We start from the raw sequence: 19,464 nt of genomic DNA, 5'->3' as shown, positions 1-19,464 counted from the left end.
ATGATACAACAGGAATCAAGATGTTCAGTTGCCGATAACAGTGGTGCCAGAGAGGTGCTTTGTATTCGCGTTTTAGGCGGTACGAAAAAGCGCTATGCATCACTAGGCGATAAGGTTGTTGTGACTGTAAAAAGTTCAATTGCCGGTAGTGATTTGAAAAAAGGAACTGTGTCTAAAGCCATTGTTGTTCGCACTAAAAAAGAAGTACGTCGTCAGGATGGATCTTATATCCGTTTCGATGATAATGCGGTCGTTTTATTGAACAACACAGGCGAAATGCGCGGAACTCGTATTTTTGGCCCTGTTGCAAGGGAACTTCGTGATCAAAACATGAAAATTATTTCGCTTGCACCTGAAGTGCTTTAATGCATAATATTAAAACAAAATGCAGACAAAATTACACATTAAAAAAGGTGACACCGTTGTTGCTATTGCCGGAAACGATAAAGGAAAACAAGGCAGTGTTCTCGAAGTGTTTCGGGAAAAAAGCAGAGCAATTGTGGAGGGTGTTAATATGGTGAAAAAACACACAAAACCTGATGCGGAAAATCCGCAGGGAGGTATTGTTGAAAAGGAAGCACCAATCCACATCTCGAACCTAATGCACGTTGACCCTAAAGAAGGTGGGAAAACACGCATCGGTCGTAAACTCACCGACAGCGGTAAACTAGTACGTTATTCTAAAAAATCTGGAGAGGAGATTAAGTAATGGCTTATACACCAACACTTAAGAAAAAATATTCGGAAGAAGTCATTCCTACGTTAAAGAAGGAATTTGACTATAAATCTGTTATGCAGGTTCCGAAATTGGAGAAAATTGTTCTAAACCAAGGAGTTGGAGCTGCTATCGCCGACAAAAAAATCATTGAAGTTGCCACAGAGGAAATGACAATGATAGCCGGTCAAAAAGCAGTCCAAACCAAATCGAAGAAGGACATCTCTAACTTTAAATTGAGGAAAAAAATGCCGATCGGTGTACGTGTGACACTGAGAAAAGAGAGAATGTACGAATTTCTTGAACGGCTAATCAACATCTCTTTGCCACGTATTCGTGACTTTAGAGGTATTGAAAGTAAAATGGATGGACAAGGAAATTACACCCTTGGAATTCCTGAGCAAATTATTTTTCCTGAGATCAATATTGACAAAGTTAACCGTATTAACGGTATGAACATTACTTTTGTTACCACTGCAGATTCTGATGAAGAAGGTTTTGCTTTATTGAAAGAGTTAGGTTTACCTTTTAAAAACGTAAAAAAGAACTAAGTTATGGCTAAAGAATCAATGAAAGCCCGCGAAGTAAAAAGGGCGAAGCTTGTTGAAAAATACGCCGATAAAAGGGCTCAGCTTAAAGCAGAAGGTGATTACGTAGGTTTACAAAAACTACCTAAAAATTCATCAAAGGTACGCATGCACAATCGTTGCAAATTAACTGGACGTCCAAAAGGCTATATGCGCCAATTTGGAATTAGCAGGATTAATTTCCGAGAAATGGCCTCTGAAGGTTTAATTCCAGGTGTTAAAAAAGCAAGTTGGTAAATAATAATTACAAAAGTAATGAGTAAAATTACAGACCCGATAGCAGATTTTTTGACACGCGTTCGTAATGCACAATCTGCAAAACAACGTGTTGTCGACATCCCTGCGTCAAATATAAAAAAGGAAATGACCAAAATCCTGAAGGATAAAGGTTATATTTTGAACTACAAGTTTGAAGATGATGTAAATTATCAAGGGAGCATTAAAATTGCCTTGAAATATCATCCTGAAACAAAGCAGCCAGCCATCAAATCAATCAAAAGAATCAGTAAGCCTGGTTTGAGACAATATTGCGACAGCGATAATATCCCTCGTGTATTGAATGGTTTGGGAGTTGCAATCATATCGACCTCTAGAGGAGTGATTTCTGACAAGGAAGCACGCGACCTCAATATAGGTGGTGAAGTTTTATGTTACGTTTATTAATAAGGAGGAATAGTAATGTCAAGGATAGGTAAATTGCCAATCGAAATACCAGCCGGAGTAACCATTAACGTTTCCAACGAAAATGTAGTAAGCGTTAAAGGAAAACTTGGCGAGCTTTCGCAAAAGGTAGACCCGGAAATTGAAGTAGCCGTTGAAGACAACCAAATTGTTGTTAAGCGACCAACTGACCAAAAAAGACATCGTGCAATGCACGGTCTTTACCGTTCATTGGTTAGCAACATGGTGTTTGGTGTTTCCGAAGGTTATGAAATTAAATTGGAACTTGTTGGTGTAGGTTATCGTGCCGAAAACCAAGGACAACTGTTAGACTTGGTACTTGGGTACTCTCACCATACATACCTGCATCTTCCTGAGGAGGTTAAGGTTGAAGCTGTAACCGATAAAAGAAACAATCCAATTGTAACTTTAAAAAGCTGTGACAAACAGTTAATCGGTCAAGTTGCTGCCAAAATACGTTCATTCAGAGCACCAGAACCATACAAAGGAAAAGGTGTGAAGTTTGTCGGTGAAGAATTAAGACGTAAAGCTGGTAAATCAGCCGCTGCTAAATAGTAAAATTTGAAACCATGGCTTTAACGAAACACAAAAGAAGATATAGAATTAAAAAGAGAATCCGGAAAATCGTAACCGGAACTTCTGAAAGACCACGTTTAAGTGTATTTAGAAGCAACAAGCAAATTTACGCCCAATTGGTTAACGATTTGGACGGAAGCACTTTGCTTGCGGTCTCTTCATTGAATAAAGAAATCAGCGAACAAGAAGGCAATAAAGTAAATCAAGCTGCATTAGTTGGAAAAGCATTAGCTGAGAAAGCGAAAACAGCCGGAATTGAAAATGTTGTGTTCGATCGTAATGGATATTTGTATCACGGTAGAGTAAAACAATTAGCTGAAGCTGCCCGTGAAGGTGGCCTTAAATTTTAATGATTATGGCAGGAAGTATTAAGAAAGTCAAAACAACAGACATTGAACTTAAGGACCGTTTGGTTGCAATTAATCGTGTAACCAAAGTGACCAAAGGGGGTAGAACTTTCAGCTTTTCAGCAATTGTTGTAGTAGGTAACGAAGACGGCATTGTTGGATGGGGACTTGGTAAAGCAAGTGAAGTAACTACCGCGATTGCAAAAGGTGTGGACGCTGCGAAGAAGAATTTAGTAAAAATTCCTATTCACAAAGGAACAATCCCACATGAGCAACTCGCCAAATTTGGTGGTGCCCGCGTATTCTTAAAACCAGCATCATCAGGTACCGGAGTAAAAGCCGGTGGTGCGATGCGTGCAGTATTGGAGAGTGTTGGAGTACATGACATCCTGGCAAAGTCAAAAGGATCGTCAAATCCTCACAACCTGGTTAAAGCAACATTCAACGCATTACTCGAACTGAGAGATGCTTATACCGTTGCCGAACACCGTGGAGTTTCTTTAGGAAAAGTATATAAAGGATAGGAACTATGGCTAAGATAAAAATTACTCAAGTAAAAAGTAAAATTGGTTCCAACAAAGTGCAGAAAGCAACAGTCGAAGCACTTGGAATTAAGAAATTGAATCACTCTGTTGAAAAAGAAGCCACTCCTCAAATTTTGGGGATGGTTAGCAAAGTGAGCCATTTGTTGAAAGTTGAAGAAATTTAAAATAGTTTAAGCTAACAATTATGGATTTAAGTAATCTTAAACCTGCAGCAGGATCCGTAAAAAAGGATAAGCGTATTGGTCGTGGCCAAGGCTCCGGACGTGGTGGTACTTCAACACGTGGTCATAAAGGAGCTCAGTCAAGATCAGGATATAGCCGTACACGCGGTTTCGAGGGTGGTCAAATGCCATTGCAACGCCGTGTGCCTAAGTTCGGATTCAAGAATATAAACAGGGTAGAATATAAAGCCATTAACCTGGACTCTCTTCAAACATTAGCCGAAAGCAAAAAGCTTACGGCTATTGATGTGGAGGTATTGGTTGGTGCCGGTCTGGCTGCTAAAAACGACCGGGTAAAGATTTTAGGAAACGGCGAGTTGAAGTTGAAATTAAATGTGAAAGCACATGCCTTTTCTGAATCAGCAAAAGCAGCTATCGAAAAACTAGAAGGAACCACAGAAACACTCTAACCTGATGAAAAAATTTATCGAAACCCTAAAGAATATTTATAAGATTGAAGACTTAAGGTCTCGTTTGGGAATTACACTATTCTTTCTTTTAATATACCGATTAGGATCGTTTGTAGCCTTACCTGGCATAGACCCGGCACAGCTGGGAGAATTGAAAAACCAAACTTCAGATGGGTTGCTGGGGTTATTGGATATGTTTTCAGGAGGGGCTTTTTCAAACGCATCTATTTTCGCTTTAGGGATTATGCCTTACATTTCAGCTTCGATTGTGATTCAGTTGATGGGAATAGCCGTCCCATATTTTCAACGATTACAAAAAGAAGGTGAATCAGGAAGAAGAAAAATTAACCAGATAACCCGTTATCTGACTGTGTTAATTTTGCTATTCCAGGCACCTGCGTATTTGACTAACCTGACGTATCAATTACCAGAATCGGCTTTTGCAGTTCAAGGGGTGATGTTCACAGTAACATCAACCATTATTCTGTGTGCTGGATCTATGTTTGTTATGTGGTTGGGAGAGCGCATTACCGATAATGGGATAGGGAATGGTATATCACTGATTATCATGATTGGTATTATTGCCAATTTGCCTGGAGCTATTGTGCAGGAATTCGTTTCCCGTATCGAGCAAGCAGGTGGAGGTATGGTTATGTTCCTTGTTGAGTTTGTTTTACTATTTGTTGTTTTCATGCTAACTATTCTGTTGGTACAAGGTACCCGCAGAATCCCAGTTCAGTATGCAAAACGTATAGTAGGAAACAAACAATACGGAGGAGTACGTCAGTATATACCTTTGAAAGTGAATGCTGCCGGAGTTATGCCAATTATCTTCGCGCAAGCAATCATGTTCGTTCCAATGAGTATTGCAGGGTTTGCCAATTCGGAAAGTTTAAGCGGTTTTGCGGCTGCATTCGCTGATAACACCGGGTTTTGGTATAACTTCACTCAATTTGTACTGGTCATATTGTTTACGTATTTTTACACGGCAATTACAGTAAATCCAGTGCAGATGGCCGAAGATATGAAGAAGAATGGCGGTTTTATTCCCGGAGTTAAACCCGGAAAGAAAACCGTTGAATTCTTAGATACGGTCATGTCTCGTATTACGTTGCCAGGGTCAATTTTCCTTGGATTTGTAACTATTTTGCCGGCTTTTGCGATGATTGCCGGGATCAATACACAGTTCGCCTATTTTTATGGCGGTACTTCACTGTTGATTTTGGTAGGTGTTGTTTTAGATACTTTACAGCAAATTGAAAGTCACTTGTTGATGCGTCACTATGATGGTTTGATGAAATCAGGCCGAATCAAAGGACGTACCGGTGGAGCGGGTTCAATGATGTAATTGTAAAAACAAGAGCAAAAAGAATTAAAACTTAATTTTTTATGGCAAAACAGCCTTCAATAGAACAAGACGGAACAATTATCGAAGCATTATCAAATGCCATGTTTAGAGTTGAACTTGAAAACGGGCACGTGATAACAGCACATATCTCTGGTAAAATGCGAATGCATTATATCAAAATTCTTCCAGGTGATAAAGTGAAAGTGGAGATGTCTCCATACGACTTGACCAAAGGAAGGATTACTTTTAGATATAAAAATTAAAGTACGAAATAATGAAAGTAAGAGTATCCATTAAGAAGCGCAGCGCCGACTGCAAAATTGTACGCAGAAAAGGCCGTTTGTACGTGATCAACAAAAAGAATCCGAAGTTCAAACAGCGTCAGGGATAATTAATTAACTTTGTAAAAAATTTATTTATGGCTCGTATTGTTGGAGTTGATATTCCTAATAATAAAAGAGGAGAAGTTGCACTGACTTACATCTACGGAATTGGAAGTAGTCGTGCGAACATGGTCCTTGCCACTGCTGGAGTTGATCCAAATGTGAAAGTTCAAGATTGGACTGATGACCAATTTGCAGCTATTCGTTCTGCGATCAATGATAATTTCAAAGTAGAAGGTGAACTTCGCTCTGATAACCAGTTGAACATTAAACGACTGATGGATATCGGTTGTTATCGTGGTATTCGCCACCGTATCGGTCTTCCTGTACGCGGACAAAGTACAAAAAACAATGCCCGTACCCGTAAAGGAAGAAAGAAAACTGTAGCTAATAAGAAAAAAGCCACTAAATAATTAATTGAATTATGGCAAAAAAGACAAGTTCCAGTAGGAAAAGAGTTGTTAATGTGGAAGCTACCGGTCAGGCGCATATTCATTCTTCATTCAATAATATCATTATCTCATTGACTAATAGTAACGGAGAAGTTATCTCTTGGTCATCAGCTGGTAAAAAAGGTTTTAGAGGATCGAAGAAGAATACACCTTATGCTGCTCAGGTAGCCTCTGAAGAATGTGCAAAAACTGCATATGATCTAGGCCTAAGAAAGGTTAAAGTATTTGTGAAAGGACCAGGAAATGGTCGTGAATCAGCTATTCGAGCTATTAATAGCGTGGGCATTCAAGTGAGTGAAATCGTTGATGTTACGCCATTGCCACACAATGGTTGCCGCCCATCGAAAAGAAGACGTGTTTAATATTTTAACGAAAAAGTAATGGCTAGATATACAGGACCAAAAACGAAAATCGCAAGAAAATTTGGTGAACCAATTTTCGGACCCGATAAAGTACTTGAAAAGAAGAACTACCCACCAGGTATGCATGGGCAAACTGGTCGCAGACGTAAAAAGTCTGAATATGGTGTTCAGTTAAAAGAAAAGCAAAAGGCGAAATATACTTACGGTGTTTTAGAGAAGCAATTCTCGAACCTGTTTAAGAAAGCATCAGCAGCAAAAGGTGTTACCGGTGAGGTATTGCTTCAGCTGCTGGAAGCAAGATTGGATAACGTTGTTTTCCGTCTTGGATTAGCTGCTTCTCGTGCAGGTGCCCGTCAGTTAGTGACTCATAAACACATCATGGTAAATGGAGAATTAGTTAATATTCCTTCATTTCAACTTCGTCCGGGCGATATTATTAGCGTGCGCGAAAAATCAAAATCATTAGAAGTAATTTCTGATGCGCTGACTTCGCACCGTTACAATAAATACGCCTGGTTAGAATGGGATGGCGCTCAAATGAGCGGTAAGTTTTTAAATCGCCCAGAGCGGGAAGAAATTCCTGAAAATATCAAAGAACAACTTATTGTAGAGTTGTATTCTAAATAATAAATTACTCAGTATTATTATGGCAATATTAGCGTTCCAAAAACCTGACAAAGTAATAATGGTCGAATCTGATGAGAAATTCGGTAAATTCGAATTTCGTCCATTGGAGCCCGGTTATGGTATCACAATCGGTAATGCTCTTCGTCGGATCCTATTGTCGTCTTTAGAAGGTTATGCAATTACAACGCTCAAAATCGAAGGCGTTGATCATGAATTTGCAACTGTTAAAGGGGTGATGGAAGATGTTACTGAAATTATTCTTAACCTGAAACAAATTCGTTTCAAGCGCGAAGTTGAAGATTTTGACAGCGAGAAAGTTTCTATTTCGATTAGCGGTCAAGAAGAATTTACTGCTGGCGACATCAACAAGTTTATGACTGGCTTTAGGGTGTTAAATCCTGAATTGGTTATTTGCCGGATGGAAGCTGATGTTAAATTGCAGGTGGAATTAACAATCAACAAAGGCCGAGGCTATGTGCCCAGCGCTGAAAATAAGCCTGTAGATGCTGAGTTTGGTTTAATTCCGATCGATTCAATCTTCACACCAATTAAAAATGTGAAGTATGCTGTTGAGAACTATCGTGTGGAGCAAAAGACTGACTATGAAAAGTTAATCTTAGACATCCAGACTGATGGCTCAATTCATCCTAAAGATGCTTTAAAAGAAGCTGCTAAAATTCTGATTTATCACTTCATGCTCTTCTCTGATGAGAAAATTACATTAGACTCTGATGAGAAATTTGCAAACGAAGAGTTTGACGAAGAAGTGCTTCATATGCGTCAGTTATTGAAAACAAAGTTGGTTGATATGGACCTTTCGGTTCGTGCTCTTAACTGTTTGAAAGCTGCTGATGTTGAAACTTTAGGTGAGCTGGTTACCTACAATCGTAATGACTTATTGAAGTTTAGAAACTTCGGTAAAAAGTCGTTGACTGAGTTGGATGACCTTCTTAACAACTTGAATCTAACGTTCGGAATGGACATTAGTAAGTATAAACTAGACAAGGAATAAGCAGAAATGAGACATAATAAAAAATTCAACCATCTTGGAAGGAAGACTGCTCATCGGAAGGCCATGTTGTCAAATATGGCAAACTCTCTGATTTTCAGTAAGCGAATTACTACTACGGTAGCTAAAGCTAAAGCACTGAAGATGTATGTTGAACCGCTTATTACAAAAGCAAAAAATGACACAACCCATTCACGCCGTATTGTATTCAGCGTATTGAAAAGCAAAACTGCAGTGGCAGAGTTGTTTAGAGATGTAGCTGATAAAGTAGGCGAACGCCCGGGAGGATACACCCGTATTCTGAAAACCGGTAACCGTTTGGGAGACAATGCTGAAATGTGTATTATTGAATTAGTTGATTACAACGAGAACTTGTTGTCGGCTAAAGAAGATAAGCCTAAAAAACGTCGCTCACGCCGTGGTGGTGCTAAAAAATCTTCTGAAGATACTGCTGCAACTCAACCTAAGAAAAAGGAAGTTGCCGAACCAAAAGCTGAAGCTGTTGTAGAAGAGCCAAAAGCAGAGGAAGTGAAAGAAGAAGCTGCCGCTGAAGAAGTAAAAGCTGAGGAGCCCGCAAAAGAGGAACCAAAAGCTGATGACGAAGAAAAGAAAACCGAATAACACCGGTTATCAAAATAGCTTAAAAAGAAAGAGCTGACCATTTGGTCAGCTCTTCTTTTTTCACGAATAACGCAAACGCTCAGGCTTTATCAGCCTAAGTAATGCTTTAGTTTCTCATTCAGCTCTTTTGCTTGAATAGGCTTGACGAGATAATCAGTGGCTCCTAAATCAAAACATCGTTGCCTGTCAGCATCGACAGTGCTGGTGGTGCAAAAGATGATCGGAGTTTTGTTGTTGATGTTATCATTTAACGATCTTATTTGCCGGGTTATTTCTGCCCCATCAATCAAAGGCATCCATAAATCCATCAAAATTAAATCGTATTTGTTCACTTTTGAAAGACGCAAAGCTTTTGGACCTTCATCAGTCGTATCTACTTCATAATCTCCCCGTAACGAGTAGAACAGAAATTTCAGATTTATTGGATTATCATCAACAACTAAGATTTTCAAACCTATTTGTTTTAATCTATTAAGTACATGGATAAAGTTAAGTATATAAGTGACGAAATTCCCTTATTTTTGCTAACTGATAATTGGCTTACGGTAGCTGATAAAGTGGTTTAGATTTAATACTAATGAAATAATCAAGATATGGCAGACGATAAACAAATCATTTTCTCGATGCATCGGGTAAGTAAAACTTTCCCTCCGCAGAAACAAGTCCTTAAAGATATCTCGCTTTCTTTTTTCCTTGGAGCGAAGATTGGTATTATTGGATTAAACGGTTCCGGTAAATCAACCTTACTCAAGATCATTGCAGGGCTCGAAAAATCATACCAGGGAGAAGTCGTTTTTTCTCCCGGATACACGGTTGGTTATTTGGAGCAGGAACCTCATCTTGATCCGGAAAAGACGGTTAAGGAAATCGTCGAAGAAGGTGTTCAGGAAGTTGTTGATGTGTTAAAAGCATACGAAGACGTTAACCTTAAATTTGCCGAGCCCGAAGTGCTGGAAGATCCCGATAAGATGGAAGCCTTAATATCGGAGCAGGAAAAACTACAGGAAAAGATTGACCGATTTGACGCCTGGAACCTGGACACGAAATTAGAACGGGCGATGGATGCGTTGCGCTGTCCTCCCGGAGAACAAAAGGTTGGAGAGCTCTCGGGAGGCGAACAGCGTCGGGTGGCTTTGTGCCGCTTGCTACTCAAAGAGCCCGATGTGTTATTGCTCGATGAACCAACCAACCACCTGGATGCCGAATCGGTACAATGGTTGGAGCTGCACCTGCAACAATACAAGGGAACCGTAATTTGTATTACGCACGACCGGTACTTCCTTGACAATGTGGCAGGATGGATTTTAGAACTGGATCGGGGAGAGGGCATTCCCTGGAAAGGAAATTACTCCTCCTGGTTGGAGCAAAAATCAAAGCGACTGGCGCAGGAAGAGAAGCAAACGTCGAAACGACAGAAGACCCTGCAACGCGAGCTTGAGTGGATTAAAATGGCTCCAAAGGCGCGACATGCCAAAGCAAAAGCTCGTTTGAATGCCTACGACCAATTGATGAGTGAAGACACCAAGCAAAAGGAAGAAAAACTGGAGATCTTTATTCCCAACGGACCTCGGTTAGGCGAAAAAGTAATTGAAGCGCATCAGGTAGCCAAAGGATTTGGCGATCGCTTGTTGTTCGATGACCTTGATTTTGTTTTGCCTCCAAACGGCATTGTTGGAGTAATTGGGCCTAACGGTGCCGGTAAAACAACCTTGTTTAAGTTGATCATGAAACAGCTTGAGGCCGATAAAGGGACGTTTGAAGTTGGTGATACGGTGAAAATCTCGTACGTCGATCAATCTCACGCTGCGATCGATCCGGACAAAACAGTTTATCAGGTTATTTCGGGTGGAAATGAGCTCATCCAAATGGGCAACCGACAACTAAATGCGCGAGCCTATGTGTCGCGGTTTAACTTTGGAGGATCAGACCAGGAGAAAAAATGTGGCGTGCTTTCGGGTGGTGAGCGTAACCGACTTCATTTAGCCATGGCTTTAAAAGAGGAAGGCAATGTACTGCTGCTCGATGAGCCAACCAACGATATTGACGTAAACACCTTGCGGGCACTGGAAGAAGGACTGGAAAGCTTTGCCGGTTGTGCCGTGGTAATTTCCCACGACCGTTGGTTCCTGGATCGTATCGCGACCCATATCCTGGCTTTCGAGGGAGACTCACACGTTCATTATTTTGAAGGTAGTTACTCCGAGTACGAAGAGAACAAAAAGAAACGTTTAGGCGACGAAGGCCCACACCGAATTAAGTATCGAAAACTGGTGAAATAGCTTTCTAAAGCTCATCCAAAAAATCAGAACCTGAGATATCCCTTTATTGCATCTTTAAGCAATAAGGGGATTTTTTGTATCAACGCCCTGCTTTCGGATATGCGCCCGGTTTTGGTCTGTCAGCTTGGGCAGTAACTCAACGATTAGCCGGAACGCTTGCGAAAACGAGCTTACCAAGCTTATGCTGCCCGACTACGAAAAAGTAGCCCGATATCGCTACTGTGGCTGGTTGGTCTTTTTCAATATTTTAACGATCCGGTTATACATGATTTCTGACATATTCCAATTGTAGCCATCAAAGTTTACCGTGTTTGTAAATTGGATGACGACAGCATCCATATCCTTATGATATTTGGCAATCGTTTGGTATCCCGGTATCAGACCTGTGTGCTCATACTTATAAATGGAAGAATAAATTTCTTGTTCTTTTTTATCTCTAAAAACAGAGCCATCATTTAACGCTCGGATAAATTTGCTCAAATCTTCTGCTGTTGCCAGTATCGAGCCAACATTGTTCGTTTTTAAATCCGTATCATAACCCACATAATAGCCGCTCATCACATCATCAATGTTTACATCCTCAATAGAGCCAAAAGTATGCTTGAGATGCAGTGGGCTTAAAATTTCCTCCCGGATGTATTGGAATGTAGCATACCCAAGTACTCGGTTCATTATCCGGTCGAGTAATAAGTAATTGGTGTTGGAATATTCATAATCCTCGCCGGGTTTAAAGTTGGCGGGTTTATCCAACACCAAAGCAAGGTTTTCATCTGCGGTCTCTTTGGGAGCCGCCCAATACATATAGGTGTCCGTATAGTTCGGAATACCACTTCTATGTGTAACCAACATTCGCAACGTGATGTTATCTGCGTATTCTATTCTGTCATCTAATTCGGGTAAATAATCTGCGAGTGTCTTGTCTAAAGATAATTTTCCATCATACACCAGCTTTGTAACCGCCAGGGCGTTGTACAATTTACTCACACTTGCAATTTTAAATAAGGCATCGGGGGCGGCCGGAATTTTGTTTTCTCGGTTTTTATAGCCCGATGTGTAAAATTCTGATTGATTCCCTTTTCTGTTGACACAAACAACAATACCATCAAATCCGTAATCTGCAGCTTTATCTGCTTGTTCCTGAACGGTATTGGGTAGTGGCATGATCCAGGCTGTTACAATCGGCCACGGAACAAAATACAATGAGATTATCGTTCCCAAAAACAATAAAATTCTAACGATTTGTTTTGATTTCTTTTTAGTCATTCTATTTTCGGTACGTTACTGAAAGCTCTGAAAACGTGGAAACGTAAGTTCCATCGAATTCCATTAAAATGGGAAATTCTGATGAGATGAAGGTACATATTTCCTTTGTTAAAGGATAAGGTCTGTATAAATCGTATCCAAACCTATTTGATCATTAGGGGCTATCAATTAGTCTGATGAAAAGTTGACTGCATCATAAAAGCCGTATGAATGGAGAGGATGGGCTATTGCTCAAAGCCCCTTTCTTGGTACCACCATTACTGTTGAACGTTTGAGAAAACGGGCTTACACTCCTTTGCTGGAACGCTACAATCAGCTTAAACCAAGTACGGTTTTGTTTCCTATGACTTAACGAACCGCCCGGTATGCTCCTGAGCGATAGCGAAAGGAGGGAGCGCAGCTCGCGTATGCCGTGGTGGTGTGAAAGCCTCTCCCTGCTAGTGTTTGCTAGCGGGGCGAGCTATTCGATTATGGGCTGGGTTTTATTCTTCCTATTTGGGGATTTCTTTAATTTTTGAAAAAACCGAGTATAAATCTGATTTGATTTGTTTGTTTGCGTTGTGTATGGCTTGTAAGAATTCAGTATGTCTCATTTTAGCTGCATTCCTTTTTATTGCTCGTTCATAAATATGTTCGACATTCTTTACCTCTTTATCGCAGGTGTGAGAAAAATCACCAAGTTGATTCTCTGACAAGTAATCGGGATGAAATGTATTGAATAATTCGTAAACCTGATTTTTTAGTGATTCTGCATTGCGGCAATAGCTATAAGCACTTGGTTCTTCCTTATGTCTACCATTCCACTTTCCATAAGGTTCGTTTAATAATTCTTTGTAAAGACTGCCTATGTCCAGCAATACTTTTTTTTCTTCTTCGGTCATTGTTCTTTAGTTTATTTTGATTATTAGCGACAGTTCATATTTCAACCTTGCACACAACGGATGGCGGTATGAAACGTTGCGCATTTCGAAGCACTTAACTATCAAACCGCTAAACCTTTGATTAAATATTATTTCGTTCAAATATAGCACTAGCCGCGCAATGTTTTATGACCGCGTGTTATGGGGCGTAATTTTTATCTGTCCTTTAATCGCTAAATATATAAACGATATTACAGAGCTTACCATTCCAGCTAAAATCAAAGTCAAAAGTATCAAATAGAAGAAAATCTTGTAATTAACTGAATAATCCTCAAAATATGGATATTCCATGTACTGTTCTGGATTTGAAGGATTATAAACAACTTTTAAGTCCTTATAAAAACTATCAAATCGCTCTTTGTCCCCACATTTGCCACTTGATTCAACTTTTTGCCCATTGCTCGCTATGAAATAAAAATAGTAATAATCTGTATCCCAATGCTCTTTAAACTCAGAGTTCACTTCTGTTACTTCGCCAACGGATTTTAATAAATTATATTCTTTCGTGTCTTTTTGGTATAGAGAGTACCCATATAAAAAGGCAGGAATCAAACAAATTAAAAATATTCTTCGTCTAATCCGTTTTACATACTTTTTTGAATATTTTATGTCAGGATCAGTACTTTCAGTCTCGTCAATAACCGTATCTTCATATTCACTCTTTAATCCAATTGTTTTTAATTCCTCTGCTAATTGATTTGTCTCTATTTCATTTAGGTACTTACCTATCAAAGTAGATTTCCTTTTATTTTCAATCTTAAGTACCCCTGGATGAACTTTAAAAAACTCTTTCGTAGCTGGAATCTGATAATCGTTTTTTAAAATCCTTGAATCCTGAATATTAAATGATTCTCTAATTTTTTTTAAAGGACAAGTTTTTATTAAAATCAATTGTTCTCCAGAAATCCTGATAACCTCTTTTCCAAATCTCCTCCATTTTAGCACATTCCATATTTTAATCAAGAAGAAAATCCAAATGATACTCCAAACTATCAAAAACAATTTAGCAAATGGTTTCTCATCTGAGAATATTTGGCTGAATGCAATTAATAATCCTATGGATCCGAATATTAAAAACATTAACTGAGTCTTTGAAACCTTATCTTTCAGAGGACTAATCTCGATTGAAATGTCTTTGTCTGAATCCTTTTTTATCTGTAATCTGTTCATCGTTTGCAGTTTGCCCTTATGCCCCATAACGGTCACTTGCAAGTTGTCGTTGCGGATTTCGAAGAGCGTCAGTGTCCGACAGGACATGACGGTCAAGAAAGGAGCAGAGACAACGAACACCACTGCACCCGCAATGCAATTTGCAATTTGTTAGGCAACGTTTTTTATTCATTAATTCAGTGATATAAAAGTCATTACTGTCCCAATAACAATCAATAAGACACTGACCAAAATTCCTTTTTTTATTGTCAGTTTCTCAAAAGCCGTAAGAACACCAGTTATAACACCAACAAATCCCAGTACTGAATTAGAAATTAATGCCCAGTCTGGAATCATAAAAAGAAATAAATTACCTGTGTAGTGATATTGATACAACAAGTACAAATTATCCCAAATCCAATATAAGTTGACAAGTATGATTATCAAGCCAACTATTAAACTGTTTTTTATTTGCCATTTTTTACTCATTTAGCTTAAAACTATTGAACCGACTAACTTTTTCTCGTTGCCCCCTTTCAATTAGCGTAAATATTGTCAACGGAACACCAATTAATGCTGCAATTGTAATGGTTGAATAAATTAATGCCACCTTAAACAAATATCCCCAAAGCCAATAAACTGTCAACGGAGTACCAACAAGAAAAATTAATAGCCCAATAATTAATGCAATTTTACTTTCTTCGGCAATCAACTCATTTACATGATATTTTTGCGTCTGACCACACTTTTTGCACTTTAACTCTAATTTTTTTCCTTGTGTCATTGCAAGACGAGTCCTATCGGGTTCCCATGTGGAGAATCTGATTTCTTTTTTACACTTTTTGCAATTTGTATAGAGTTTCATTTCAAAATGTTGCCTAACGGTTTGCATATGGCTTGTGGCGGTTTCGAAGCACTTTCTTGTCCACCGAAACCAAAGCTGGCTACGGAGCGAAAACCTTGCTGGCAGCCGTTCACCCGCCATAAGCTATATGCGTTGTTAGCACCAGTATTTATTTATTCATTTCTATTAGCTTCCATTCTCCATTTGGTTCTTTTGTTAGATAAACTCCAACATTCAAATCCTTTTTATTTCCGAGAACTTTTATTTCTAATTGAGCCTGACCGTTTCCGTTTGAAATACTCACATTTCCAGTCGGCATCATTCCATAATCAGTTATTCCGCCAGTTTCAGAGATAATTTCTTCGTTCTTTTCAATTTCTGAAATAGCCACCTTGTAAGCATCTGAATTTTTCATTGCCGATCCAGCAAATAGAAACGTGAAAGAGAAAAAGGCAATTCCAACTCCTGCTAGAGCTAAAATTCTTGGAAGTTTAGTCGGTTTGTTTGGGTTTTTAACAACTATAGTTTTTGCAGTTTTATCTCCGAGCCTTTTCTTTTCTTGACTTGAAGCTAGAACGATAAATTCAACAGGCCAAATTATGATAAACAAATTTCGAACGAGTAATCTACCAAAAGAAGGTACTTCATTTGGAGTATTGGCATCTCGAACCATAATTCCCATAATCCATTTCCCAACACTAATTCCTTTAATTGAATCCTTAGCGAAATAGAGTAGAAATCCAGGAATCATTACAGCCAACATTGTGGTTGTCATTTTACTCATATTATTTTCATCCATAAAATTTGGTCCAAGAGCTAAAAAGACAATTGAAACCATAAGGAATGTCATCACAAAATGATCAATTATAAATGCTGCTATTCTTCTTTTTCTACTTGATAGATTTATCTGTTGTTCTAATTCTTTGTTCATTTTCGTTTTTTTTATTGGTGCTGACGGTAAATTGTATGAGTAGTGGCAGATTGTGTGGTAATTTCCTGTCAAACCGCTACGCAGTTTGAGCGGGCTACAAACCTTTAAATGTGCTACATCGCCTGCCATTACTTATACAAAATGTTACCACACGTTTTTATTTTTCGTCAACATAATATCTAAATGTCTTTTCCATTTTTACAGCTCTAAAAGGATAATTTTCCTTAAGTAATTTATCAAACTCTTCACTGTATTTCCATTTAGATTCTGAATAGCACCAATTTACATCAAAATATTTTTCTGTTGGATGCTGATAAACAATCATGCCGACACATTTATCCAATTTCTGGTCATACTTATGAGCTTCAGTCAAATTGATAATTGCATTCTGCCAAAATTCCCTGCGCTCATATTCCAATGGAACAAAAACAAATCCACATTTACTATTTAAACTCGTAATACGATATGGTAATGTAAAGTCTTGTTCTTTAGATTTTTCAATTGCGAGTAAAAATCGTTTCTTAAATTCTCGTAAGTCTGCTCTATTAAGTTTAGCCAATTCTTTAATTATTGCATAATAATCAAGACTGTTTGGTTGAATTCTTATTTTCCCTTTAAAATTCTCAATGATAAATGAGATATCAAATTCATCTTCATCATGAACTAAATTTTTCAAGTTCTCAACATACCTGGAATTTAACATAGAAGTATCTAATGTTTCCAAATAATGACCTAAGACATATTGTTCAGGAAGATTATCTAATTCATTTTCATGTTTTATAAAAAGTCGTTCCCTAAAATCCAGATATTCTCCAATCTCATAAGGAGTTATTAAATATTTACAAATCCACAGATAGTCTTCAATATGGAAAAGGTGCACATTTCCAATTTCTTTACTTTTATAAAATTTCTGAAATCTAAGGTTCTCAGGAAATTGAAGTTTTGGTGCATAAATAATTAATTTGATTGGTTTAATTTTTCTTGCTTCACTTATATTCAGGATATGTCCTCTTTCATTTGGGATTGAAATTTCCTTATAAATCTCAAAATATGAAATAGTATCCTTTATCTGCTTTACTGCTTTTCGAAGCACTTTATTTTGAAACCAGTTTTCAATATTCGATTTGCCAGAATCATTTCTTTCTTTTATTTGTGAAATTAACAGAAAATTATCTAACCAAACTACATTGTCAGCAAGTTCAAGTTCTTGTCCCTTTTCGTCAAATTTGAATTTAGTCGAGCTATAAGTAAATTCTTTAAAAAAGAAATTTGAATTCAATTCTGATATATATTTCTCTGATTCTGTCATTTATTAAATGTGTGGTAACGCTACGTATAAGAATAGTAGCCGACTGCATTGCACTTACCTATCAAGTTACAAGAAAGTTGAAACGGGCTACAACCGTTGAATTTACTACAGTCTCGGCTATTATTTTTATACATTGTTATGGCCTGGTGTTCATTTATTCGAACCAGAATCCTATAATTCAATCTTCCTTTTTATCAGCTAATTGAGATGATTCATTTTTAGTAAACTGTCTAAATATGGAGAATGCAAGTGGAATAATTATAGTCAATAAAATCTCTTTAACTTGAAAATTCAGTTTAAATAGCACAATCGAAAGTGCGCAAAAAAACCAGACAATTCCTGTTGCAAGAAAATAATTGTAAAAAAAGTTTTTTGAATTTTTCATTGGAATCTCATTTTGGATTTGTTTATATAATCTGGCAATTGAATCTTTAAAATAAATCAATTTTTGATGTCTTGGATTTACAGTTTCGTTATTTATATCATATTCAAGAGCGTCAAAAATAATTTTAACTGTAAAATTCCTAGGATTGACTTCTCCAGATTCAATTCGCTGTAATGTCCTCACATTTATATTACATTTCTCAACAAGCTGCTCTTGAGTCAAGCCTTTTTTATTTCGTAGCTCTAATATTTTTTGTCCTAATTCTGGCTGTTTCATTTTTCATCAAAATCTTTGTCAAGAATACATTTTGTTTAAAAATTAAAATAGTTTTTGTTAGGTATTTTTCCCGACATTAACCCGACTTTTAATCTATCTTATTGTTATTCTACTATATACAATTATCGAACTTTGGGTGCCGTTTTTCACTTGGCCATAACGGCAGTCTGTCTGAAAAGTAAAATTAAGCCATTGAGGTTTCAATACTTCATTCTTATTAAAGCCAGCTACCCAAATAGTTCTTTCATGGAAAGAGGTTTTTAGACAGTCTGACGGTCACTTGTAAGTTGTCGTTGCGGATTTTGGAGCTCGTTCCTGTCCGACAGGACGGAACGATGTTGCGAGAATCCAGCGAACGACATACCACGAACCCCGCAATGCAATTTACAATTTGTTAGGGGTAGTTTTTTTAAGTTCATCTATTATCAATCTTTTTCCTTTTTGACTGTTTCCATAAATTAATTGTCGTGAAAAGCATTTTGGGCAACAATAATAGTTTTGCTTTTTCAATTCTTTCCAACTCCATTTTGATTTTATTACGGGAGTTTCAATCGAACCGCATTTCTTGCATTTAGCTTTATTCCTTAAATCTTCATCTTTAAATTCTCTTGTCTCCAGGAATAATTTAAATTCATTGATTATAAACTTATCAATATTTTTTTTAGTTAGTCCAGAATTAAAAAGTGGTTGACCAGAGTATTTTACGTAATCAATATCTTCGTCCAAATCTGCAAAAGCTAAAAATTCATTGGAATAGTCAGTTGCATAAACCAATTCTGTCATTTTCTTTAGCCCAACTTGCGGAGAAACTTTTCCTGTAACAACTTTGTTTGCCAAACTAGTCGAGTAAAAACTTCTCAATTCTTTCTCATTGTCAATGTAATCTATTTTTAAGTCATTTAATGATTCACGGAAATACTTTTCTCGTTCTTCTGTATTTGAACTGTCAAGCCCAGCAAGTATTATGATGTTTTCTGACTCATACCCATTTTGAATCATGTCAACTGCCCAGTCTACATAAATTTTAGAATCAGATTTCCCTAAGATTCTGTCAGCAATTAAATAATATGTCTGCTCCTTGATGTTCATTTAAAATTACCCCTAACGTAAAGTGTATGTTGCGTACCGGTTTTTATTGTGGTTTTCCGTCCGGATGGACTGGAAAATCGGATTGAAAACCGGGGACCGGGGTTTTGCTTTCCCCGGTATGCAATATGACACATT

The 19,464-nt window shown here is 37.8% G+C and carries 29 protein-coding genes; 19 read left to right on the top strand and 10 right to left on the bottom strand.

The annotated features are described in order from the left end of the window. From rplN to rplQ, 18 genes are read left to right on the top strand one after another with little or no spacing between them, the layout of a single operon-like run. Entirely contained in the window at positions 1–366 is a 366-nt protein-coding gene (rplN, locus tag GR929_RS13880; protein WP_159520788.1) for a 50S ribosomal protein L14, read from the top strand. A gap of 19 nt (positions 367–385) precedes the next feature. Continuing rightward, positions 386–709 carry a 50S ribosomal protein L24 gene (rplX, locus tag GR929_RS13875; RefSeq protein ID WP_159520787.1) on the top strand — a complete coding sequence of 108 codons (324 nt, stop codon included), beginning with the start codon at positions 386–388 and terminating at the stop codon, positions 707–709. Next, a complete protein-coding gene (gene rplE, locus GR929_RS13870; RefSeq protein WP_159520785.1) occupies positions 709–1,266 on the top strand; it encodes a 50S ribosomal protein L5 in 558 nt (185 codons plus the stop codon). Before rplX ends, rplE begins: the two co-directional genes overlap by 1 nt. Positions 1,267–1,269: 3 nt before the next feature. Then, on the top strand, positions 1,270–1,539 hold the full coding sequence (rpsN, locus tag GR929_RS13865; RefSeq protein ID WP_159520783.1) for a 30S ribosomal protein S14: 270 nt from the start codon (positions 1,270–1,272) through the stop codon (positions 1,537–1,539). Positions 1,540–1,557: 18 nt separating this feature from the next. Then, positions 1,558–1,965, top strand: coding sequence for a 30S ribosomal protein S8 (gene rpsH / locus GR929_RS13860; protein WP_159520781.1), 408 nt, complete (start codon positions 1,558–1,560; stop codon positions 1,963–1,965). Positions 1,966–1,980: 15 nt separating this feature from the next. After that, positions 1,981–2,538 carry a 50S ribosomal protein L6 gene (rplF, locus tag GR929_RS13855; RefSeq protein ID WP_159520779.1) on the top strand — a complete coding sequence of 186 codons (558 nt, stop codon included), beginning with the start codon at positions 1,981–1,983 and terminating at the stop codon, positions 2,536–2,538. 14 nt (positions 2,539–2,552) lie between these two features. After that, entirely contained in the window at positions 2,553–2,909 is a 357-nt protein-coding gene (gene rplR, locus GR929_RS13850; protein ID WP_159520777.1) for a 50S ribosomal protein L18, read from the top strand. A 5-nt stretch (positions 2,910–2,914) separates the two neighbouring features. Then, positions 2,915–3,430, top strand: coding sequence for a 30S ribosomal protein S5 (gene rpsE / locus GR929_RS13845; protein WP_159520776.1), 516 nt, complete (start codon positions 2,915–2,917; stop codon positions 3,428–3,430). Between the two features lie 5 nt (positions 3,431–3,435). Next, positions 3,436–3,615, top strand: a complete 180-nt coding sequence (gene rpmD, locus GR929_RS13840; protein ID WP_159520774.1) for a 50S ribosomal protein L30 — start codon at positions 3,436–3,438, stop codon at positions 3,613–3,615. A 20-nt stretch (positions 3,616–3,635) separates the two neighbouring features. Continuing rightward, a complete protein-coding gene (gene rplO, locus GR929_RS13835; protein ID WP_159520773.1) occupies positions 3,636–4,082 on the top strand; it encodes a 50S ribosomal protein L15 in 447 nt (148 codons plus the stop codon). Between the two features lie 4 nt (positions 4,083–4,086). Further along, positions 4,087–5,430, top strand: a complete 1,344-nt coding sequence (secY, locus tag GR929_RS13830) for a preprotein translocase subunit SecY (RefSeq protein ID WP_159520771.1) — start codon at positions 4,087–4,089, stop codon at positions 5,428–5,430. Positions 5,431–5,471: 41 nt separating this feature from the next. Then, positions 5,472–5,693 carry a translation initiation factor IF-1 gene (infA, locus tag GR929_RS13825; protein WP_053187509.1) on the top strand — a complete coding sequence of 74 codons (222 nt, stop codon included), beginning with the start codon at positions 5,472–5,474 and terminating at the stop codon, positions 5,691–5,693. Between the two features lie 11 nt (positions 5,694–5,704). Beyond that, a complete protein-coding gene (gene ykgO, locus GR929_RS13820; protein ID WP_081782363.1) occupies positions 5,705–5,821 on the top strand; it encodes a type B 50S ribosomal protein L36 in 117 nt (38 codons plus the stop codon). A gap of 27 nt (positions 5,822–5,848) precedes the next feature. Next, a complete protein-coding gene (gene rpsM / locus GR929_RS13815; RefSeq protein ID WP_159520770.1) occupies positions 5,849–6,226 on the top strand; it encodes a 30S ribosomal protein S13 in 378 nt (125 codons plus the stop codon). Positions 6,227–6,237: 11 nt separating this feature from the next. Then, positions 6,238–6,627, top strand: a complete 390-nt coding sequence (rpsK, locus tag GR929_RS13810; RefSeq protein WP_159520769.1) for a 30S ribosomal protein S11 — start codon at positions 6,238–6,240, stop codon at positions 6,625–6,627. A gap of 18 nt (positions 6,628–6,645) precedes the next feature. After that, positions 6,646–7,254, top strand: a complete 609-nt coding sequence (rpsD, locus tag GR929_RS13805; RefSeq protein WP_159520768.1) for a 30S ribosomal protein S4 — start codon at positions 6,646–6,648, stop codon at positions 7,252–7,254. Between the two features lie 19 nt (positions 7,255–7,273). Continuing rightward, entirely contained in the window at positions 7,274–8,266 is a 993-nt protein-coding gene (locus GR929_RS13800) for a DNA-directed RNA polymerase subunit alpha (RefSeq protein WP_159520763.1), read from the top strand. 6 nt (positions 8,267–8,272) lie between these two features. Next, the gene (gene rplQ / locus GR929_RS22175) at positions 8,273–8,884 is read left to right on the top strand and encodes a 50S ribosomal protein L17 (RefSeq protein ID WP_159520761.1); all 612 of its coding nucleotides are present in this window, start codon (positions 8,273–8,275) and stop codon (positions 8,882–8,884) included. Positions 8,885–8,973: 89 nt separating this feature from the next. Here the strand turns inward: rplQ and GR929_RS13790 are convergent, their stop codons facing one another. Further along, positions 8,974–9,336, bottom strand: a complete 363-nt coding sequence (locus tag GR929_RS13790) for a response regulator (protein WP_159520759.1) — start codon at positions 9,334–9,336, stop codon at positions 8,974–8,976. Positions 9,337–9,477: 141 nt separating this feature from the next. Between GR929_RS13790 and ettA the strand changes: the two genes are divergently transcribed. After that, the gene (gene ettA, locus GR929_RS13785; RefSeq protein WP_159520757.1) at positions 9,478–11,163 is read left to right on the top strand and encodes an energy-dependent translational throttle protein EttA; all 1,686 of its coding nucleotides are present in this window, start codon (positions 9,478–9,480) and stop codon (positions 11,161–11,163) included. 216 nt (positions 11,164–11,379) lie between these two features. On the opposite strand, the gene GR929_RS13780 is transcribed toward ettA, so the two are convergent. The 9 genes from GR929_RS13780 to GR929_RS13740 form a co-directional block, all read right to left on the bottom strand. After that, on the bottom strand, positions 11,380–12,381 hold the full coding sequence (locus GR929_RS13780; protein ID WP_235934337.1) for a serine hydrolase domain-containing protein: 1,002 nt from the start codon (positions 12,379–12,381) through the stop codon (positions 11,380–11,382). Positions 12,382–12,917: 536 nt separating this feature from the next. Further along, on the bottom strand, positions 12,918–13,307 hold the full coding sequence (locus GR929_RS13775) for a hypothetical protein (RefSeq protein ID WP_159520753.1): 390 nt from the start codon (positions 13,305–13,307) through the stop codon (positions 12,918–12,920). A 165-nt stretch (positions 13,308–13,472) separates the two neighbouring features. Next, positions 13,473–14,516, bottom strand: a complete 1,044-nt coding sequence (locus GR929_RS13770; protein WP_159520751.1) for a hypothetical protein — start codon at positions 14,514–14,516, stop codon at positions 13,473–13,475. A 171-nt stretch (positions 14,517–14,687) separates the two neighbouring features. Next, complete coding sequence (locus tag GR929_RS13765) at positions 14,688–14,984, bottom strand: hypothetical protein (protein ID WP_159520749.1); 297 nt, start codon at positions 14,982–14,984, stop codon at positions 14,688–14,690. Next, positions 14,977–15,279, bottom strand: a complete 303-nt coding sequence (locus GR929_RS13760) for a hypothetical protein (protein ID WP_159520747.1) — start codon at positions 15,277–15,279, stop codon at positions 14,977–14,979. The genes GR929_RS13765 and GR929_RS13760 overlap by 8 nt, the downstream gene beginning before the upstream one ends. 229 nt (positions 15,280–15,508) lie before the next feature. Beyond that, a complete protein-coding gene (locus GR929_RS13755) occupies positions 15,509–16,270 on the bottom strand; it encodes an RDD family protein (protein ID WP_159520745.1) in 762 nt (253 codons plus the stop codon). A gap of 157 nt (positions 16,271–16,427) precedes the next feature. Next, positions 16,428–17,579 carry a hypothetical protein gene (locus GR929_RS13750; protein ID WP_159520743.1) on the bottom strand — a complete coding sequence of 384 codons (1,152 nt, stop codon included), beginning with the start codon at positions 17,577–17,579 and terminating at the stop codon, positions 16,428–16,430. Between the two features lie 178 nt (positions 17,580–17,757). After that, entirely contained in the window at positions 17,758–18,240 is a 483-nt protein-coding gene (locus tag GR929_RS13745) for a helix-turn-helix domain-containing protein (RefSeq protein ID WP_159520741.1), read from the bottom strand. Positions 18,241–18,624: 384 nt separating this feature from the next. After that, complete coding sequence (locus GR929_RS13740; RefSeq protein WP_159520739.1) at positions 18,625–19,329, bottom strand: hypothetical protein; 705 nt, start codon at positions 19,327–19,329, stop codon at positions 18,625–18,627. Positions 19,330–19,464 lie beyond the last annotated feature (135 nt).

Source organism: Sunxiuqinia indica (assembly GCF_009847015.1).
Taxonomy (GTDB): Bacteria; Bacteroidota; Bacteroidia; order Bacteroidales; family Prolixibacteraceae; genus Sunxiuqinia; species Sunxiuqinia indica.
This window is presented reverse-complemented; position numbering and strand designations above follow the sequence as displayed.

Coding starts and splice junctions, on each gene's coding strand:
- GR929_RS13760 (WP_159520747.1), bottom strand. CDS start 15,279: ATGACACAAGGAAAAAAATTAGAGTTAAAGTGCAAAAAGTGTGGTCAG.
- rplO (WP_159520773.1), top strand. CDS start 3,636: ATGGATTTAAGTAATCTTAAACCTGCAGCAGGATCCGTAAAAAAGGAT.
- rplE (WP_159520785.1), top strand. CDS start 709: ATGGCTTATACACCAACACTTAAGAAAAAATATTCGGAAGAAGTCATT.
- rplF (WP_159520779.1), top strand. CDS start 1,981: ATGTCAAGGATAGGTAAATTGCCAATCGAAATACCAGCCGGAGTAACC.
- rplR (WP_159520777.1), top strand. CDS start 2,553: ATGGCTTTAACGAAACACAAAAGAAGATATAGAATTAAAAAGAGAATC.
- ettA (WP_159520757.1), top strand. CDS start 9,478: ATGGCAGACGATAAACAAATCATTTTCTCGATGCATCGGGTAAGTAAA.
- rpsH (WP_159520781.1), top strand. CDS start 1,558: ATGAGTAAAATTACAGACCCGATAGCAGATTTTTTGACACGCGTTCGT.
- rpsN (WP_159520783.1), top strand. CDS start 1,270: ATGGCTAAAGAATCAATGAAAGCCCGCGAAGTAAAAAGGGCGAAGCTT.
- GR929_RS13800 (WP_159520763.1), top strand. CDS start 7,274: ATGGCAATATTAGCGTTCCAAAAACCTGACAAAGTAATAATGGTCGAA.
- rpmD (WP_159520774.1), top strand. CDS start 3,436: ATGGCTAAGATAAAAATTACTCAAGTAAAAAGTAAAATTGGTTCCAAC.
- GR929_RS13755 (WP_159520745.1), bottom strand. CDS start 16,270: ATGAACAAAGAATTAGAACAACAGATAAATCTATCAAGTAGAAAAAGA.
- rpsD (WP_159520768.1), top strand. CDS start 6,646: ATGGCTAGATATACAGGACCAAAAACGAAAATCGCAAGAAAATTTGGT.
- GR929_RS13750 (WP_159520743.1), bottom strand. CDS start 17,579: ATGACAGAATCAGAGAAATATATATCAGAATTGAATTCAAATTTCTTT.
- secY (WP_159520771.1), top strand. CDS start 4,087: ATGAAAAAATTTATCGAAACCCTAAAGAATATTTATAAGATTGAAGAC.
- GR929_RS13740 (WP_159520739.1), bottom strand. CDS start 19,329: ATGAACATCAAGGAGCAGACATATTATTTAATTGCTGACAGAATCTTA.
- rpsE (WP_159520776.1), top strand. CDS start 2,915: ATGGCAGGAAGTATTAAGAAAGTCAAAACAACAGACATTGAACTTAAG.
- ykgO (WP_081782363.1), top strand. CDS start 5,705: ATGAAAGTAAGAGTATCCATTAAGAAGCGCAGCGCCGACTGCAAAATT.
- rpsM (WP_159520770.1), top strand. CDS start 5,849: ATGGCTCGTATTGTTGGAGTTGATATTCCTAATAATAAAAGAGGAGAA.
- GR929_RS13745 (WP_159520741.1), bottom strand. CDS start 18,240: ATGAAACAGCCAGAATTAGGACAAAAAATATTAGAGCTACGAAATAAA.
- GR929_RS13770 (WP_159520751.1), bottom strand. CDS start 14,516: ATGAACAGATTACAGATAAAAAAGGATTCAGACAAAGACATTTCAATC.
- GR929_RS13765 (WP_159520749.1), bottom strand. CDS start 14,984: ATGAGTAAAAAATGGCAAATAAAAAACAGTTTAATAGTTGGCTTGATA.
- GR929_RS13775 (WP_159520753.1), bottom strand. CDS start 13,307: ATGACCGAAGAAGAAAAAAAAGTATTGCTGGACATAGGCAGTCTTTAC.
- rpsK (WP_159520769.1), top strand. CDS start 6,238: ATGGCAAAAAAGACAAGTTCCAGTAGGAAAAGAGTTGTTAATGTGGAA.
- rplX (WP_159520787.1), top strand. CDS start 386: ATGCAGACAAAATTACACATTAAAAAAGGTGACACCGTTGTTGCTATT.
- infA (WP_053187509.1), top strand. CDS start 5,472: ATGGCAAAACAGCCTTCAATAGAACAAGACGGAACAATTATCGAAGCA.
- rplQ (WP_159520761.1), top strand. CDS start 8,273: ATGAGACATAATAAAAAATTCAACCATCTTGGAAGGAAGACTGCTCAT.
- rplN (WP_159520788.1), top strand. CDS start 1: ATGATACAACAGGAATCAAGATGTTCAGTTGCCGATAACAGTGGTGCC.